This window comes from Pseudomonas sp. LBUM1662 (assembly GCF_059695915.1).
In genome coordinates, this window is record NZ_CP166793.1 from 3,958,864 (window position 1) to 3,976,076 (window position 17,213).

The window sequence follows — 17,213 nt, forward strand, 5'->3', positions numbered from 1 at the left end:
AAAAAAGGAATTCGCCATGCGCCGCACCCTGCTCTCTTGCGCTTTGCTACTCGCCGCCGGGCACGCCGCGGCCAGCACCGCCTGGGTCTCCAACGAAAAAGACAACAGCCTGAGCCTGATCGACCTGCAAACCCTGCAAGTCACCGACACCCTGCCCGTCGGCCAGCGCCCGCGCGGTTTGCTGCTGTCCCACGACAACAAGCTGCTGTACATCTGCGCCAGCGACTCCGACCGGGTCCAGGTGATGGACGTCGCCACGCGCAAGATCATCAAGGAACTGCCCTCGGGCAAAGACCCCGAGCAGTTCGCCCTGCACCCCAACAACCGCTGGCTATACGTTTCCAACGAAGACGATGCGCTGGTCACCGTGATCGACACCGAAACCTCCAAGGTCCTGAGCCAGATCAACGTCGGCGTCGAACCCGAAGGCATGGCCGTCAGCCCCGACGGCAAGTGGGCGGTGAACACCAGCGAAACCACGAACATGCTGCACTGGATCGACACCAGCACCCAGACCCTGGCCGACAGCACCCTGGTGGATCAGCGGCCGCGTTTCGTCGAGTTCGCGCCAGATGGTTCCAAGCTCTGGGCTTCGGCAGAGATCGGCGGAACGGTGACCATTCTCGACGTCGCCACCCGTCAAGTCCTCAAGACCCTGACCTTCCAGATCAAAGGCGTGCACCCGGACAAGGTTCAGCCGGTGGGCATCAAGCTCAGCGCCGACGGCAAGTACGGTTTCGTCGCCCTCGGTCCGGCCAACCATGTGGCGGTGATTGATGCCAAGACCTTCGAAATTCTCGATTACCTGCTGGTGGGCCGGCGCGTGTGGCAGATGTCGTTTACCCCGGATCAGAAGCAACTGCTGGCCACCAACGGCGTCAGCGGCGATGTGTCGGTGATTGATGTCGACAGCCTCAAAGTGACCAAATCGGTGAAGGTCGGGCGTTATCCGTGGGGCGTGGTGGTGACGCCATGAACGTCCTCGAAGTCAGCGACCTGAGCTTTGCCTATGGTGCGCGTGAGGCCTTGCGCCAGGTGAGTTTCAATCTGCAAACCGGGCGTTTTGCCGCGCTGCTGGGGCCCAATGGCGCGGGCAAGTCGACGCTGATTGCCCTGCTCACCCGGCTCTATGATGTGCAGCGCGGAGACATCCGGGTCGGCGGTTATTCGCTGCGGAACGCTGCAGGCCCGGCGCTCAAGCAATTGGGTGTGGTGTTTCAGCAAAGCACGCTGGACCTGGACCTCAGTGTCGAACAGAACCTGCATTACCACGCCTCGCTGCAAGGCATGTCGCGGCGCGAGATGCTCCTGCGGGTGGACGCCGAACTGGCGCGTCAGGCCCTGACCGAGCGTCGGCGCGAGCGGGTGCGCGAACTCAATGGCGGGCATCGCCGCCGGGTGGAAATCGCCCGCGCCTTGCTGCATGAGCCACGTCTGCTGCTGCTCGACGAAGCCAGCGTCGGCCTCGACCCGGCGAGCCGCCTGGCGCTCAATCGACACATTCGCAATCTGTGTCGCGAGCAGGACATCAGCGTGCTCTGGACCACCCATCTGCTGGATGAAGTGCAGCCCAGCGACGATTTGCTGATTCTCCATCAGGGTCGCCTGGTCGCCAGTGGACAGGCGGATGCATTGAGCCTGGAACACGGCGGCGACCTCGGTTCGGCCTTTACCCGCCTGACGACATCAGGAGCCGCCTGATGAATGCTTATTGGCAATGCTTCAGCGGCATCGTGCTGCGCGAATGGCTGCGTTTTGTGTTGCAGCGCACGCGGTTTCTCAGTGCACTGGTGCGGCCTTTACTGTGGTTGCTGGTGTTCGCCGCCGGGTTTCGTGCAGCACTCGGAATCGCGATCATCGAGCCGTATGACACCTACATTCCGTATGAGGTGTACATCATCCCCGGGCTGGCCTGCATGATCCTGCTGTTCAACGGCATGCAGGGTTCGCTGTCGATGGTCTACGACCGGGAAATGGGCAGCATGCGCGTGCTGCTGACCAGCCCTCTGCCCCGGACTTTCCTGCTGTGCAGCAAGCTGTTGGCCACCTCGTTGATTTCGCTGTTGCAGGTGTATGCCTTCCTGGCGATTGCCTGGGTGTACGGCGTGCAGCCACCGGCCATGGGGTTGCTGATCGCCTTGCCGGCATTGTTGCTGGTGGCGTTGATGCTCAGCGCGTTGGGTCTGCTGCTGTCCAATGCGATCCGCCAATTGGAGAACTTTGCCGGGGTGATGAATTTCGTGATCTTCCCGCTGTTTTTCCTGTCGTCGGCGCTGTATCCGCTGTGGAAAATGCGCGAGTCCAGCGAGTGGTTGTACTGGCTGTGCGCGTTGAACCCGTTTACCCACGCGGTGGAGCTGGTGCGGTTTGCCTTGTATGAGCGTTTCAACCCGCTGGCACTGGCGGTGTGCGCGGGGCTGACCCTGGTTTTCGCCCTGCTGGCCGTACTCACCTTCAACCCACAACACGCCGCCCTGCGCAAAACCACCTGACCACACAGATCCCCCTGTAAATCCTCCTCCCCTGTGGGAGCGGGCTTGCTCGCGAATGCGGTGTGCCAGTCAGCATTGATCTCACTGACACACCGGATTCGCGAGCAAGCCCGCTTCCACAGGGGACTTGTGTTGGGCAGACAGGGAAAATTACTACTTTAGTACTGGTTTTCCTGTCTATCGTCGCATTCCCAACGCACCGAGACTGGCATGTAATGGGTTCATAACTATAAGGATTGAACCCCATGCCGCGTGCCCAACGTCGTTTGTTGCGCCCTTCCCTTGCTGCGTTGTCGCTGAGCCTGTTGCTGGGCGTGGCGCAGGCCGACACACCGCTGTTCTCCTCCGATGGCTATCGCATCAACCTTTATCGCAGCCCGACCCCGAATCAGCTGCAAGGCGCGGCCATCATCGACACCGCCGCCCTGCAAACCCTGCTCACCCAGACACCGCGCCCGGTGCTGATCGACGTCTACCGTCGCCAATGGCTGCAAGGCCGCTTCATCGAAGATCAGCCCCACGAGAACCTGCCCGGCAGCCATTGGCTGGCCAATACCGGCGACGGCGACCTGACAGCTGACTGGCAAGGCTATTTTGCGCGTAACCTGAACGCATTGACCGCAGGAGACCTGGCGCAACCGCTGGTCTTCTACTGCCGCTCCGACTGCTGGCTGAGCTGGAATGCCGTCAGACGCGCCGCGGCCATGGGCTATAAGACACTGTATTGGTACCGCGACGGCCTGGACGCCTGGCAGGCAGCCAATCTGCCCGTGACGCCCGCCCAGCCCGAGCCCTTCCCCTGATCTTTACGCTTGCGTGTTGTTGCCACACCATAATGAAAATAATGAGGTGAAAGGCTATGTACAAAATTCTGATTGCCGACGATCACCCGCTGTTTCGCGAAGCCATTCATAACGTCATCAGCGATGGTTTTCCGGGCAGCGAGGTCATGGAAACCGCCGACCTCGACAGCGCCCTGTTGCTGACCCAGGAACACGACGACCTGGACCTGATCCTGCTCGACCTGAACATGCCCGGCATGCACGGTCTCAATGGCCTGATCAACCTGCGCAACGAGGCGCCGACCATTCCGGTGGTGATCGTCTCGGCCGAGCAGGACAAGCAGATCGTGCTGCAAGCCATCACCTATGGCGCGGTGGGGTTCATCACCAAATCCTCACCCCGGGTGCAGATGACCGAGGCCATCCAGCAGATTCTCAATGGCAATGTGTACCTGCCACCGGACATCATCCGCACACAAAAATGCGGCACCCACCGGCGCATGAATGACAACCCGAGCTTCCCGCCGGAACTGCTCCAGGCCTTGACCCGCAAGCAACTGTTGGTGCTTGAACGCATGACCAAGGGTGAATCGAACAAGCAGATCGCCTACACCCTGGAAATCGCCGAAACCACGGTCAAGGCGCATGTTTCGGCGATCCTGCGCAAACTCAACGTGCACAACCGGGTGCAGGCGATCCTGAGTGCCGGGGATATTGATTTCGGGTCTTATCTGCGGCGTTGAAGTTTGTCTGGAAGACCGCGTCGCGCCCTTCGCGAGCAAGCCCGCTCCCACATTTGATCTTCAGTGAACACAGAATTTGTGTACGTCACAGATCCAATGTGGGAGCGGGCTTGCTCGCGAAGAGGCCAGTCACCAGAAGATTCAAGGCCTGCCGAGCAAATGACTCATCGCCGTCTTGAGCTTCATCGGCCTTACCGGCTTATGCATCAACGTATGCCCCAACTCACGAATCTGCTGTTTCAGCTCATTGCTGTAGTTGGCGGTAATCATCATCGCCGGGATCGCTGAACCGCGACGGGCGTTGATCCGGGCGACGGCATCGACGCCGTTCTGATCGTCATCCAGGTGATAGTCGGCGATCAGCAAGTCTGCTTCTTCATGGTAGTTATCGACTTGCCGCGCCAGGTCTTGCTCCGACAGCGCCGTGACCACCCGACACCCCCACCCTTCCAGCAAGGTGCGCATGCCGGCGCAGATCGCCGCGTCGTTATCCAGCACCCACACCCGCGCCCCGCGCAGACGTTCCAGCATCGGCTCACTCATCAGCAGTGCCGGTTGCGCCGTGGGGGCGGTGGCGCTCAACGGCACTTCGACGGAGAACATCGAGCCCTTGCCCGGCCACGAACGCACGTGAATCCGATGGCCGAGGATTCCAGCGATCTTTTCGACAATCGCCAGCCCCAGGCCCAATCCACGGTCCTGATCCGGGCGCTGCACATCGCCGCGTTTGAACTCCTGGAAAATCTCTTCCAGACGATTTTCGGCAATGCCCATGCCGCTGTCCCACACCTCGATGGTCAATCGCTGATGATGACGCCGACACCCAAGCACCACACGCCCGCTGTAGGTGTAGCGAATGGCGTTGCTCAGCAAATTGCGCAGGATCCGCGCCAGCAACTGGATGTCGCTGCGCACCAACGCCGAACACGGGATGAAATGCAGCTCAAGTCCTTCACTGCGGGCCACCTGGGTGTACTCGGCGGCGAGGTTTTCCAGCAGTTCGCTCAGGGCGAACGGTGCAATGTCGGCCTTGATTACCCCGGCATCCAGTTTGGAAATGTCCACCAGCGTGCCCAACAGGTTTTCCACGTCTTCCAGCGAATTGCTGACATTACGCACCAGAATCGCATTGGCCACCGGCTCGCGCCGTTCCAGTAACGCGCTGGTAAACAGTCGAGCCGCGTTGAGCGGTTGCAGCAGGTCGTGACTCACGGCGGCCAGAAACTTGGTCTTCGACAGGTTGGCCTGTTCGGCCTCAAGTTTCGCCTCGCGCAAACGCGATTCGACGCGCCGACGCTCGTCGATCTCTCGCAGCAATTGGTCATTGAGGGTGGTCAGTTCGGTGGTGCGTTCGCGCACCCGCAACTCGAGATTCTGATAGGCCTGATGCAGCGCCTCGGCCGTGCGGCGGCGCTCGGTGATGTCGCGGATCAACACGAAAATCCCCACCACCTCGCCGGTGGCCAGGCGATTGGGCACGTAGGAGCGCAGCATGTAGCGCTCCTGATTGTTGATGTTGGTTTCGGCGAACTCGAACGTCACGCTCTCACCGGCCAGGGCCCGGGCGACATAGGCTTCAAGGCGCTGGTAATGCTGCTCGCTGTGAACTTCGCGCAGGCTCTGCCCGAGCATCACGCCGCGAGGCCAGCAGTACCATTCTTCGTAGACCTTGTTGGTGAATTCGTAGACCAGGTCAGCGTTGAGGTAGGCGATCAGCGCCGGCACATGGTCGGTGATCAGGCGAATCCAGCGTTCGCTTTCGCTGAGGGCTTCGGCGTGCTGGTAACGCTCGGTGATGTCGGTAAAGGTGTTGACGAAGCCGCCGGTGGGCAACGGATGCGTGCGGATTTCCAGCACCCGACCATCGTAGAGGCGCTGCTCGCATTCCTGCACGAGCCGCCCGTTGGCGTCGCGACTGGCCGGGGTCAACAGGTTCAATTCGCTGTCGGCGATCACTTCGGCAAATGGTCGATGGGCCGCCACCGGGGCCAGTCCGCTGAGTTCGAGGAAACGGCGGTTCCACAGTTCCAGGACGCCTTCGGCATTGACCATGGCGACGCCTTGGGACAGGTTGTCGACCGCCCGTTGCAGCAAGTGGGATTTCTGCGCCACGGCTTGCTCACGGCGCACGGTTTCACTGAGTTTGACGTCGGTAATGTCGGTGAACAGGATCACCCGCCCACCTTCCTGGGTCGGCCGTTCGCTGACTTGCAACCAACGGCCGTTCTGCAGGCGATAGATCAGGTTTTCGTCGGCATGCCCACGCGGTTCTTCAGTGAACAAACCGGTGGCACTCATCAGACGCTTGACCTCGGCCAGGCGCATGCCGGCGTTGATCCGCACCCGGCTGTTGCCCCAGAAGGCCTTGAAACGGCTGTTGAACAAGACAATGCGCTGCTCGGCATCGAACAGCACAAAGGCGTCGGAAATGCTCTCGATCGCATCGATCAGATGCTGATGCGCCGTCTCGGCCCGCAGGCGCGCTTCGCTGAGCAAGTGATTGCCCGACTTGAGTTCGGCCATGGCCTGGTTCAAGGCATCGGTGCGTTCACGCACTTGCTCGGCCAGCACCACCGAATGCTGGAACGCCGCATACGGGTCGTTGCCGCGGGTAATGCCGGATTCGATCCGCTCGATCAGCGCGCCGTTGATGCGCTGCAGTTTGTGGTTGTCGTGGCGCAGGCTGGCGAGCTGCGCCTGCAGTTCAACGATGTCCAGGGGACCGGCCCCGGGCAATGGCAACCCCGGTGAAGGTCTGGTTGATGTGCATGCCATTGAACTGTTCTCCGTAGGTGTTGAAACCCATCACCCGTTGGTCGCGCAGAAATGTTCCGATTTGTTCCAGGCTGCCGCCGTCTTCCAGTTCCAGACGCCTGAGAAAGCAGTCGCAGCCGATGGTCAGCAGCAGATCGCCAAGACGCTCCTGCAAGCCTTCAAACAAGGTTTGCAGGTTCGGCAGCATCGGGCCGGGCGTCATGACGGTGAGGACGATGCCGTTTTCCACGGCGCAATAAAAACTCAGACTCAGGTCCGGATGCACCTGCTGGATCGCCCGCACGTAATACTGATCGTTGATCCGCACGGCCAAGGGGTGCGCGGCGAAGACCCGGTGGTCGAGTTCGGCCACGGGCACGCCGATGTGCCGGGCGTACTCCTCGGCCGCCGGCTCGGCATTCAGTTCGAAGACCCGGCGCGAGGCGCTGTCAGCCCCGGTGACCACCAGTTTCTCGGCCCTCGGCAAAATGTGGTGAGTGGTGAACACCTCGAAATCCAGCCAGGTATTGACCAGCACCACCACCGCCGCGCCACTGTGAAACTCGCCACCGAAATAGACGTGGGTGTGGGTCAGGTAGTTGTCGTCGCCGGCCGAACCGCCAAAATGCGGGATATCGCCCAACGCTGCGCTGAGCGCCGCGAGGACCATTTCTTCACGGCTGGACAGACCGTCGAGCAAGGTCAGGGCAAAGCTGTTGCCCTTGATCGGCGCCAGGGTATTGCTGCGACAACCACTGACCAGGCGCTCGACCATTTGCTGGGCGTCGATCAGGCTGAAGCGCTCCATCTCGCAGATCAGTTCGGCGTCGATGGAAAAGTGCCGATGGTCGAATCCTACCGCCGTCACGCAGTTGCGACCGTAACCCAGGGGTGTGATTTCCCCGGCGCTGGTGCAGCCCACCAGCCGGATGCCGCCGAAGCTCTGTTGCAAGGCCTGGCCCAGCGCCTGCAAGTCGTACTCGGCGGAACAGAAGAACAGCACGAAGCCCAGGTGCGGGTGCAACAGTTGTCGCGCCAGCTCTTGAGCGACCTGCTGGGCGTCGGTCGCCTGGGACATTGCACTGACGACTCCTTCACTCTGGACCTGCTGCATGGTCGCCCCCCGCAGGTGCGCGTGTATGAGGCACGAGTGTACGAAGCTTGCGGGCTGCGACGTATGCTACTTGGGTAGCGGTCAGGCGCTTCGATGGGATGAGATATCTACCGGGATCTGCAAAACACCACACACCCCTGTGGGAGCGGGCTTGCTCGCGAAGGCGGCTTAACATTCAATATCTTTGCTGACTGACACTCCGCTTTCGCGAGCAAGCCCGCTCCCACATTGGATCTGCGTGATGCTGATTCCGGGCTTACCAGTTCAACACCGCACCCACCGCAAAGGTGTCGGTGTCTTCGTTCTGGGCGCTGGTGTCGTGGCCATTGATTTCGAACTGGTTGTACTCGGCCACGAGCTTGAGGTTGTCATTGACGTCATGGAATAACGCAATCCCGCGCGTTTCATAATCCGCCCCGCTACCGACCACGCCGTTGCCGTCATCGTTGGTCTTGCCATAGGACAAGGCCAGGCGATTCTTGCCCAGTTTGTACGAGCCCTGCAGCAGGTAACCGTCGCTGTCGACATTGCGCAGGGTCGGCTCGCCGGCGTTGTTGGTGAAGAACGGGTTGATGCCCTTGGCCTGGAAACCGGAACCGGTCAGCGACAACCCACCCATCTTCGCCTGCACGCCATAGCCAACACCTTTGGAGGTGACGGACTGCACCGTGGAATCGGTATTCTCCGAGGTCTGGTAGCTGCCGTTGACCCAGCTGTAAATCTTCGCGCCGGCGACGTCGAACTGATAGGTAACCTCGCTCTCGGTACGCGGATTCTCCTGATAGGCCTTGCCCAAAGGGCTGCTGTCGTTGGTGTCGACCGGGTCGAGAATCCCTACGGCCACCCGCAAACCTTCCATCACCGGGGTGCGATAGGTGATCTGCGAGGTCGGGAACGGGTACGGATAACCCGTGCCGATGTTGCCGAACGACACCCCGCCACCGTCCACCAGCCCCAAGGTATCGCTGACCTGGCCATAACCGGCGAGCATTTCATCGAGCAAGATGTTGGAGCGGGCGAACAGGCCGAAGTCCTTGCCGATCAGCACTTCGCCCCATTCCGGATTGGCCACGGTGCCGTAGAACTGCCGCACGTCGATGGCGGTGTCGGTGCCATTGGTCTGGCTGTCGTTGATGGTCACCCAGAAGGAGGCCCGCGCACCGAGTTTCAGGTCATCGATCTGTTTGCCCATGTTGAAACCCAGGTAGTTGGGCAGATAGCCCATTTTCACCCGCGCCTGTTTCCGGTCGTACTGGTCGCCGGCGCGGTCCACATCGCTGTTCACGTAGAAGGCGTTGATGTAGCCGTCGGTGGAGAACGTGGTCTGGTCCTTGTCGTACAGCACAATCTCGGCCTCGGCCATTGAGCTCAAACCGAGGGTCGACAAACTGGCGATGAAGGCAGGCAAGTAACGATGCTTGAAGTTCTTATTGTTGGGCATGACGCGCTCCGCAGCGGGGGGACTGGATGTCGGAGGCGATTATCGAAAGGTGACCGGCGGCGGCATACGCTGCCTTGGGGGCGGTTTTGAAGTGCTTTGGAGTGGCCGGTCAAGCGCGGCAAATTCGGTGTAAGACCGGGCCGCGTCAAGACCCGGAACTTAGGATGTACGCCTGCCCGCCAGACTGGCGGGCCACAGGAAGCGGTACTTCCTAGGCGCTCGCTCGGAACAGCATGTAAGCGGCAACCACCACACAAACGCTGGCGAAACCGATTTGCAGAGCCCGGGCCGGGACGCGTGCGCAGAGCTTTCGGCCAACAATCATGCCGACGACACTGGCGAGAATGAACGCCGCGCCCAATGCGTCAATCCTGACCCCGGCATGAAACGCGCCGATCACGCCGATGGCCGAAATCAGGCTGATCACCATCAAGGAGGTGGCGACGATGCCGCGCATCTGCACATCGGTCAGTTGCTTGAAGGCCGGGACGATCAAAAAGCCGCCGCCGACCCCGAGCAGGCCAGAGACAACGCCGGTCACCGCGCCGAGTGCCGCGAGGGTCGCGGTGCATTTGGCGGTCCAGGAGAAACGCCCGGTCTGCTGATCGAGCATGCAGTTTTTCTGGCCCCAGTTGGCGTGGCCGTGGTCGCTCGGGCCTTCTTCCTGACGCTCGCGACGCAGCATCCGCCAGGCCACCATGACCATCAGCAGGCTGAACAGAATCATCAGGATTTTTTCCGGCAACTGATGGGCGAAGTAGATGCCGACCGGCGAAAATATCGCCCCCAGCAGCGCAATCAGCAACGCCGCGCGATAGCGCACCAGGCCATGGCGCAAACCATCAATCGCGCCGACCGCCGCCGCACTGCCCACCGCAAACAACGCCACCGGCGCGGCCTGGGTCATGGTCAAACCCAGCCCCAGCACGAGGGCCGGTACTGCGAGAATTCCACCACCAGCCCCGGTCAATCCAAGGACCAGGCCCATCACCATCCCAAAGAAACTTGCCAACAACATAAAACGCTCGTGATCCGCGAAAAAAAGCCGGGTACGCCCGGTATCGATGACTGACAGGATAGAGCCCGTGCGGATTTTTTCCTTCATCAATTAACGCGGGGCTGGTCAGCGCAGGGAAAATGACACTACCCTCATGGCTTGTCCTGAAAGAAACGGCCACCATGCCCGCCTTGATTGAAGCTTTTTTAGACCCCGCGTCATCGACCTACAGCTACGTGATTTACGAAGAGGTTGGCGGTCAATGCGCCATTGTCGATCCGGTGCTCGACTACGACCCCGCCGCCGGGCGCACCGCCACCACGCAGGCCGATAAAATCATCGCCTTCGTTCGCGAACATCAACTACAAGTGCAATGGTTGCTGGAAACCCACGCCCATGCCGATCACCTGTCCGCCGCACCTTATCTGCGTCGGGAGCTGGGTGGGAAAATCGCCATTGGCCAGTCGATCAGCAAAGTCCAGGGCGTGTTCAAGACCCTGTTCAACCTTGAGCCGGAATTTCGCAGCGACGGTTCGCAATTCGACCATCTGTTCGCGCCGGACGAATCGTTCAAGATCGGCAACCTCAAGGCCACGGCCCTGCATGTGCCCGGGCACACACCAGCGGACATGGCCTATTTGATCGACGGTGATGTGATCCTGGCGGGCGATACCTTGTTCATGCCGGACGTCGGCACGGCCCGTTGCGACTTCCCCGGCGGCAACGCCAACCAGATGTTCGCCTCGATCCACAAGCTGCTGGCCTTCCCCGCCAGCGTTCGGCTCTACGTCTGCCACGACTACCCGCCCGAAGGTCGCGAATCCCGGTGCATGACCACGGTGGGCGAACAGCGCAGAAGCAACATCCACGTTCATGACGGCATCGATGAAGCGGCGTTCGTCGCCATGCGCACCCAGCGCGATGCCGGGCTGGGCATGCCGACGTTGCTGCTGCCGGCGATTCAGGTGAATGTGCGTGCGGGGAATTTGCCGCCGGCGGAAGACAATGGTGTCGTGTACCTGAAGATCCCGATCAATAAGCTTTGAGGTCAAAAGATCGCAGCCTCGTTTCACTCGACAGCTCCTACAGGTATACGCAAACCCTTGTAGGAGCTGTCGAGTGAAACGAGGCTGCGATCTTTTGATCCGGCCCTTAAGCCAGCGTCAACCCATTCGCCGGCAACGGCAGCGCAGTTTTGTAGCGCACCTGTTTAAGCGCAAAACTTGAACGGATGTTGGCCACGCCCGGCACTTTGGTCAGGAAGTCCATCATGAAGCGCTCCAGCGACTGAATGGTCGGCACCAGCACCCGGATCAAATAGTCCGGGTCACCGGCCATCAAGTAGCACTCCATCACTTCCGGTCGATCGGAAATCGCCTCCTCGAAATGCTGCAACGCCTCCTCCACCTGTTTCTCCAGGCTGACATGAATGAACACGTTCACGTGCAGCCCCAGCAGGTCGGCGTCCAGCAGCGTCACTTGCTCGCGAATCAGCCCCAGTTCTTCCATTGCCTTGACCCGATTGAAGCACGGGGTCGGCGACAGGTTGACCGAGCGTGCGAGGTCGGCGTTGGTGATACGGGCGTTCTCCTGAAGGCTGTTCAAAATGCCGATATCGGTACGGTCCAGTTTGCGCATGAGACAAAACCACCTGCTTTTTATGTTTATGCAGATTTTTTATCCTCAAATGATCTCCAACGCAACGAAACAGAGATAAATATTCTTCTGCGCCGGGCCTATGATTGTTGTAGGACAAGATTTCTTTTATCGAAGAATGACGGTCAGCTCACTACAAGAAATTCACAAGATCGAGCGTAGAAGCCATGAACCAAGCGTACGAACCGCTGCACCTGCACGTTCCCGAACCATCGGGCCGTCCTGGCTGCAAAACCGACTTCTCCTACCTGCGTCTGACCGACGCCGGCACGGTGCGCAAACCCCCAATCGACGTTGAACCGGCCGACACTGCCGATCTGGCCAAGGGCCTGATCCGCGTGCTTGATGACCAGGGCAATGCCCTCGGTCCATGGGCTGAAGGCGTTCCTTCCGAGATCCTGCGTAAAGGCATGCGCGCCATGCTCAAGACGCGGATCTACGACAACCGCATGGTGGTCGCCCAGCGCCAGAAAAAAATGTCGTTCTACATGCAGAGCCTTGGCGAAGAAGCCATCGGCAGCGGCCAGGCCCTGGCGCTGAACGTCGATGACATGTGCTTCCCGACGTACCGCCAGCAAAGCATTCTGATGGCGCGAGACGTGCCGCTGGTGGACCTGATCTGTCAACTGCTGTCCAACGAGCGCGATCCGCTCAAGGGCCGTCAGCTGCCGATCATGTATTCGGTCAAGGACTATGGCTTCTTCACCATTTCCGGCAACCTCGCCACCCAATTCGTACAGGGCGTGGGCTGGGGCATGGCCTCGGCGATCAAGGGCGACACCAAAATCGCCTCGGCCTGGATCGGCGACGGCGCCACCGCTGAATCCGACTTCCACACCGCCCTCACCTTCGCCCACGTTTACCGTGCGCCAGTGATCCTCAACGTGGTCAACAACCAGTGGGCGATCTCGACGTTCCAGGCGATTGCCGGTGGTGAAGCCACCACGTTCGCCGGTCGTGGCGTCGGTTGCGGCATTGCCTCCCTGCGGGTCGACGGCAACGATTTCGTCGCGGTCTACGCAGCCTCTGCCTGGGCCGCCGAACGCGCCCGCCGCAACCTCGGCCCGACCATGATCGAATGGGTCACCTACCGCGCCGGTCCGCACTCGACCTCCGATGATCCGTCCAAATACCGTCCTGCCGACGACTGGAGCTACTTCCCGTTGGGCGACCCGATTGCGCGCCTCAAGCAACACCTGATCAAGATCGGTCAGTGGTCCGAAGAGGAACACGTCGCCGTCAGCGCCGAACTGGAAGCCGAAGTGATTGCCGCGCAAAAAGAAGCCGAGCAGTACGGCACCCTCGCCGGCGGCCAGATTCCGAGCGCCGCGACCATGTTCGAAGACGTCTATAAAGAGATGCCGGAGCACTTGAAGCGCCAGCGTCAAGAGTTGGGGATCTGACATGAACGATCACAACAATAATATCGAGTTGGAAACCGCCATGACCACGACCACCATGACCATGATCCAGGCCCTGCGCTCGGCCATGGATGTGATGCTTGAGCGTGACGACAACGTCGTGGTCTTCGGCCAGGACGTGGGCTACTTCGGCGGCGTGTTCCGCTGCACCGAAGGCCTGCAGAACAAGTACGGCACCTCCCGGGTGTTCGATGCCCCGATCTCTGAAAGCGGCATCGTCGGCGTCGCCGTGGGCATGGGCGCCTACGGTCTGCGTCCGGTGGCCGAGATTCAGTTCGCCGATTACGTTTACCCGGCCTCGGACCAGATCATTTCCGAAGCTGCGCGCCTGCGTTATCGCTCGGCCGGCGAGTTCACCGCACCGATGACACTGCGCATGCCTTGCGGCGGCGGCATCTACGGCGGCCAGACTCACAGCCAAAGTATTGAAGCGATGTTCACCCAGGTCTGCGGCCTGCGCACGGTCATGCCGTCCAACCCGTACGACGCCAAAGGCCTGCTGATCGCTTCCATCGAAAACGATGACCCGGTGATCTTCCTCGAGCCAAAACGCCTGTACAACGGCCCGTTCGACGGCCACCACGACCGCCCGGTAACCCCGTGGTCGAAACACCCGGCCGCGCAAGTGCCGGACGGTTACTACACCGTGCCGCTGGACGTTGCCGCCATCGCCCGTCCCGGCAAGGAAGTGACCATCTTGACCTACGGCACCACCGTCTATGTTTCGCAAGTTGCTGCCGAAGAAACCGGCATCGACGCTGAAGTCATCGACCTGCGCAGCCTGTGGCCGCTGGACCTGGACACCATCGTCAAGTCAGTGAAGAAAACCGGCCGTTGCGTGATCGTTCACGAAGCGACCCGCACTTGCGGCTTCGGCGCCGAACTGGTCGCCCTGGTGCAAGAGCATTGCTTCCACCACCTGGAAGCGCCGATCGAACGCGTCACCGGTTGGGACACCCCCTACCCGCACGCGCAAGAGTGGGCGTATTTCCCTGGTCCGTCCCGAGTGGGCGCGGCTTTGAAACGGGTTATGGAGGTCTGAATGGGCACGCACGTTATTAAGATGCCGGACATTGGTGAAGGCATTGCGGAAGTTGAATTGTCGGTGTGGCACGTCAAGGTCGGCGACATGGTTGTCGAAGATCAGGTGCTGGCCGATGTCATGACCGACAAGGCGATGGTCGACATCCCTTCGCCGGTGCACGGCAAGGTGATTGCGCTGGGCGGACAGCCGGGCGAAGTCATGGCGGTTGGCAGCATTCTGATCAGCATTGAAGTCGAAGGCGCGGGCAACGTTAAAGAGTCGGCCCAGCCTGCACCTGTTAAAGAAGCCCCGGTTGCAGCGCCTGAAGCTGAAGCCGTGGTGGCCAGCAAACCGGTCGCGGCTGCAGCGCCACGAGCCGCCGTTTGCCAAGGCCCGATGGTCGCTCGCGAAGCCGATGAACGCCCGCTGGCGTCTCCGGCCGTACGCAAACATGCGTTGGACCTCGGCATCCAGCTGCGTCTGGTCCGTGGCACCGGGCCTGCCGGTCGCGTTCTGCACGAAGACCTCGACGCCTACCTGGCCCAGGGTCAGCAGCCGCAATCGACCGTGGCTGCCGCTTACGCCCAGCGTAACGACGAAGAACAAATCCCGGTGATCGGCATGCGCCGCAAGATCGCCCAGCGCATGCAGGACGCCACGCAACGCGCCGCTCACTTCAGTTATGTCGAAGAAATCGACGTCACTGCCGTGGAAGAGCTGCGCGCACACCTGAACGAAAAACACGGTGCGACCCGTGGCAAGCTGACCTTGCTGCCGTTCCTGGTCCGCGCCCTGGTCGTCGCCTTGCGCGACTTCCCGCAGATCAACGCCCGTTACGACGACGAAGCGCAGGTCATCACCCGCCTCGGCGCCGTCCACGTAGGCATCGCCACGCAAGCCGACATCGGCTTGATGGTGCCGGTGGTGCGTCACGCCGAAGCCCGCAGCTTGTGGGACAACGCCGCCGAAATCTCCCGTTTGGCGACTGCCGCGCGCAATGGCAAGGCTGCCCGCGATGAACTGTCCGGCTCGAGCATCACCCTGACCAGCCTCGGCGCGTTGGGCGGTATCGTCAGCACCCCGGTGCTGAACCTGCCGGAAGTGGCGATCGTCGGCGTCAACAAAATCGTCGAACGCCCGATGGTGGTCAAAGGCCAGATCGTGATTCGCAAGATGATGAACCTCTCCAGCTCCTTCGATCACCGCGTGGTCGATGGCATGGACGCGGCGCAATTCATCCAGGCCGTTCGTGGCCTGCTCGAACAACCCGCCACCCTGTTTGTGGACTCTTTTTAACTGGAGCAGGCATGCAAACTTTGAACACCACGCTGCTGATTATCGGCGGCGGCCCTGGCGGTTATGTGACGGCGATCCGTGCCGGCCAGCTGGGCATCTCGACCATTCTGGTGGAAGGCGAATCGCTGGGCGGTACCTGCCTGAACATCGGCTGCATTCCATCGAAGGCGTTGATTCACGTCGCCGAACAGTTCCACCAGACGCAGCATCACAGCCAGCATTCGGCATTGGGCATCAGCGTGTCGGCGCCGACCCTCGACATCGGCAAGAGCGTCGAGTGGAAGGACGGCATCGTTGATCGCCTGACCACCGGTGTCGCGGCGCTGCTGAAAAAGAACAAAGTCCAGGTCATTCAAGGCTGGGCCAAAGTGATCGACGGCAAGACCGTTGATGTGGGCGACACGCGGATCCAGTGCGAGCACCTGGTGCTGGCCACCGGTTCGAAAAGCGTGAACCTGCCAATGCTGCCGATTGGCGGACCGATCATCTCCTCCACCGAAGCGCTGGCGCCGACGTCCGTGCCGAAACGCCTGGTCGTGGTCGGTGGTGGTTACATCGGTCTGGAGCTGGGGATTGCGTATCGCAAACTTGGCGCTGACGTGAGTGTGGTCGAGGCGCAGGAGCGTATTCTGCCGGCCTACGATGCCGAACTGACCCAGCCAGTACACGAAGAACTGAAAAAACTCGGCGTGAAGCTCTACTTGAAGCACAGCGTCCAAGGCTTTGATTCGGCTAGCAATACGCTGCAAGTTCTGGAGCCGGGTGGCGACACCCTGAACCTGGAAACGGATCAGGTGCTGGTGGCCGTCGGTCGCAAACCGAACACCCAGGGCTGGAACCTTGAAGCGTTGAATCTGGACATGAATGGCTCGGCGATCAAGATCGACAACCGTTGCCAGACCAGCATGCGCAATGTGTACGCCATCGGCGACCTGAGCGGCGAACCGATGCTCGCGCACCGGGCTATGGCCCAGGGCGAGATGGTTGCCGAGCTGACCAGCGGCAAGTCCCGCGAGTTCAACCCGACTGCCATCGCTGCCGTGTGCTTTACCGACCCGGAACTGGTGGTGGTCGGTCAAACGCCGGACGAAGCCAAGGCTGCCGGTCTGGACTGCATTGTTTCCAGCTTCCCGTTCGCGGCCAATGGCCGGGCGATGACCCTGGAATCGAAAAGCGGCTTCGTGCGTGTCGTGGCCCGGCGTGACAATCATGTGATTGTTGGCTGGCAAGCGGTGGGTGTGGGCGTTTCGGAGTTGTCGACCGCGTTCGGCCAGAGCCTGGAAATGGGCGCACGGCTGGAAGACATTGCCGGCACCATCCATGCGCATCCGACGCTCGGCGAGGCGGTGCAAGAAGCTGCGCTGCGCGCCCTTGGCCACGCGCTGCACCTGTAAACCGGACCTGTAAACCGAACCTGTAGGAGCGAGGCTTGCCCGCGAACAAGACACCACGGTGTATCTGAAACACCGCTTCATCGTTCTTCGCGGGCAAGC

The 17,213-nt window shown here is 60.9% G+C and carries 15 protein-coding genes; 10 read left to right on the plus strand and 5 right to left on the minus strand.

Annotation, left to right across the window (positions count from 1 at the left end; translation table 11 throughout):
• Positions 1-16: 16 nt before the first annotated feature.
• The 5 genes from ACA049_RS17670 (at position 17) to ACA049_RS17690 (ending at position 4,017) form a co-directional block, all read left to right on the plus strand.
• Positions 17-976 carry a YVTN family beta-propeller repeat protein gene (locus tag ACA049_RS17670; protein ID WP_497328552.1) on the plus strand — a complete coding sequence of 320 codons (960 nt, stop codon included), beginning with the start codon at positions 17-19 and terminating at the stop codon, positions 974-976.
• Positions 973-1,701 (plus strand): ATP-binding cassette domain-containing protein, encoded by a 729-nt coding sequence (locus tag ACA049_RS17675; RefSeq protein WP_497328553.1) that lies wholly within the window; start codon positions 973-975, stop codon positions 1,699-1,701. The genes ACA049_RS17670 and ACA049_RS17675 overlap by 4 nt, the downstream gene beginning before the upstream one ends.
• Complete coding sequence (locus ACA049_RS17680; protein WP_497328554.1) at positions 1,701-2,492, plus strand: ABC transporter permease; 792 nt, start codon at positions 1,701-1,703, stop codon at positions 2,490-2,492. The genes ACA049_RS17675 and ACA049_RS17680 overlap by 1 nt, the downstream gene beginning before the upstream one ends.
• Positions 2,493-2,737: 245 nt before the next feature.
• Positions 2,738-3,295, plus strand: a complete 558-nt coding sequence (locus tag ACA049_RS17685) for a PQQ-dependent catabolism-associated CXXCW motif protein (RefSeq protein WP_497328555.1) — start codon at positions 2,738-2,740, stop codon at positions 3,293-3,295.
• Between the two features lie 56 nt (positions 3,296-3,351).
• Entirely contained in the window at positions 3,352-4,017 is a 666-nt protein-coding gene (locus tag ACA049_RS17690; protein ID WP_094471953.1) for a response regulator transcription factor, read from the plus strand.
• A 141-nt stretch (positions 4,018-4,158) separates the two neighbouring features.
• On the opposite strand, the gene nahK is transcribed toward ACA049_RS17690, so the two are convergent.
• From nahK to ACA049_RS17710, 4 genes are all read right to left on the minus strand, one after another.
• Entirely contained in the window at positions 4,159-6,753 is a 2,595-nt protein-coding gene (gene nahK, locus ACA049_RS17695) for a hybrid sensor histidine kinase/response regulator NahK/ErcS' (RefSeq protein WP_497336899.1), read from the minus strand.
• On the minus strand, positions 6,722-7,885 hold the full coding sequence (gene nosP, locus ACA049_RS17700; RefSeq protein ID WP_497328556.1) for a nitric oxide-sensing protein NosP: 1,164 nt from the start codon (positions 7,883-7,885) through the stop codon (positions 6,722-6,724). The genes nahK and nosP overlap by 32 nt, the downstream gene beginning before the upstream one ends.
• Positions 7,886-8,141: 256 nt before the next feature.
• Entirely contained in the window at positions 8,142-9,326 is a 1,185-nt protein-coding gene (locus tag ACA049_RS17705; protein ID WP_497328557.1) for a porin, read from the minus strand.
• Positions 9,327-9,537: 211 nt separating this feature from the next.
• Positions 9,538-10,344: a sulfite exporter TauE/SafE family protein gene (locus tag ACA049_RS17710; RefSeq protein ID WP_497328558.1), complete on the minus strand. Its 807-nt coding sequence runs from the start codon at positions 10,342-10,344 to the stop codon at positions 9,538-9,540.
• 161 nt (positions 10,345-10,505) lie between these two features.
• On the opposite strand from ACA049_RS17710, the gene ACA049_RS17715 reads away from it, so the two are divergent.
• Complete coding sequence (locus ACA049_RS17715) at positions 10,506-11,369, plus strand: MBL fold metallo-hydrolase (protein ID WP_497328559.1); 864 nt, start codon at positions 10,506-10,508, stop codon at positions 11,367-11,369.
• A 106-nt stretch (positions 11,370-11,475) separates the two neighbouring features.
• Here ACA049_RS17715 and bkdR read toward each other — a convergent pair whose 3' ends face one another.
• Positions 11,476-11,961: a Bkd operon transcriptional regulator BkdR gene (gene bkdR / locus ACA049_RS17720; protein ID WP_008149727.1), complete on the minus strand. Its 486-nt coding sequence runs from the start codon at positions 11,959-11,961 to the stop codon at positions 11,476-11,478.
• Positions 11,962-12,146: 185 nt separating this feature from the next.
• On the opposite strand from bkdR, the gene ACA049_RS17725 reads away from it, so the two are divergent.
• The 4 genes from ACA049_RS17725 to lpdA are packed head-to-tail and all read left to right on the plus strand — an operon-like array spanning position 12,147 to position 17,114.
• Positions 12,147-13,382 (plus strand): 3-methyl-2-oxobutanoate dehydrogenase (2-methylpropanoyl-transferring) subunit alpha, encoded by a 1,236-nt coding sequence (locus ACA049_RS17725; RefSeq protein WP_497328560.1) that lies wholly within the window; start codon positions 12,147-12,149, stop codon positions 13,380-13,382.
• A 1-nt stretch (position 13,383) separates the two neighbouring features.
• Positions 13,384-14,442 carry an alpha-ketoacid dehydrogenase subunit beta gene (locus ACA049_RS17730; RefSeq protein ID WP_109630216.1) on the plus strand — a complete coding sequence of 353 codons (1,059 nt, stop codon included), beginning with the start codon at positions 13,384-13,386 and terminating at the stop codon, positions 14,440-14,442.
• Positions 14,443-15,720: a dihydrolipoamide acetyltransferase family protein gene (locus tag ACA049_RS17735; RefSeq protein WP_497328561.1), complete on the plus strand. Its 1,278-nt coding sequence runs from the start codon at positions 14,443-14,445 to the stop codon at positions 15,718-15,720.
• Positions 15,721-15,731: 11 nt separating this feature from the next.
• A complete protein-coding gene (gene lpdA / locus ACA049_RS17740) occupies positions 15,732-17,114 on the plus strand; it encodes a dihydrolipoyl dehydrogenase (protein ID WP_497328562.1) in 1,383 nt (460 codons plus the stop codon).
• The last annotated feature ends 99 nt before the right edge of the window (positions 17,115-17,213 follow it).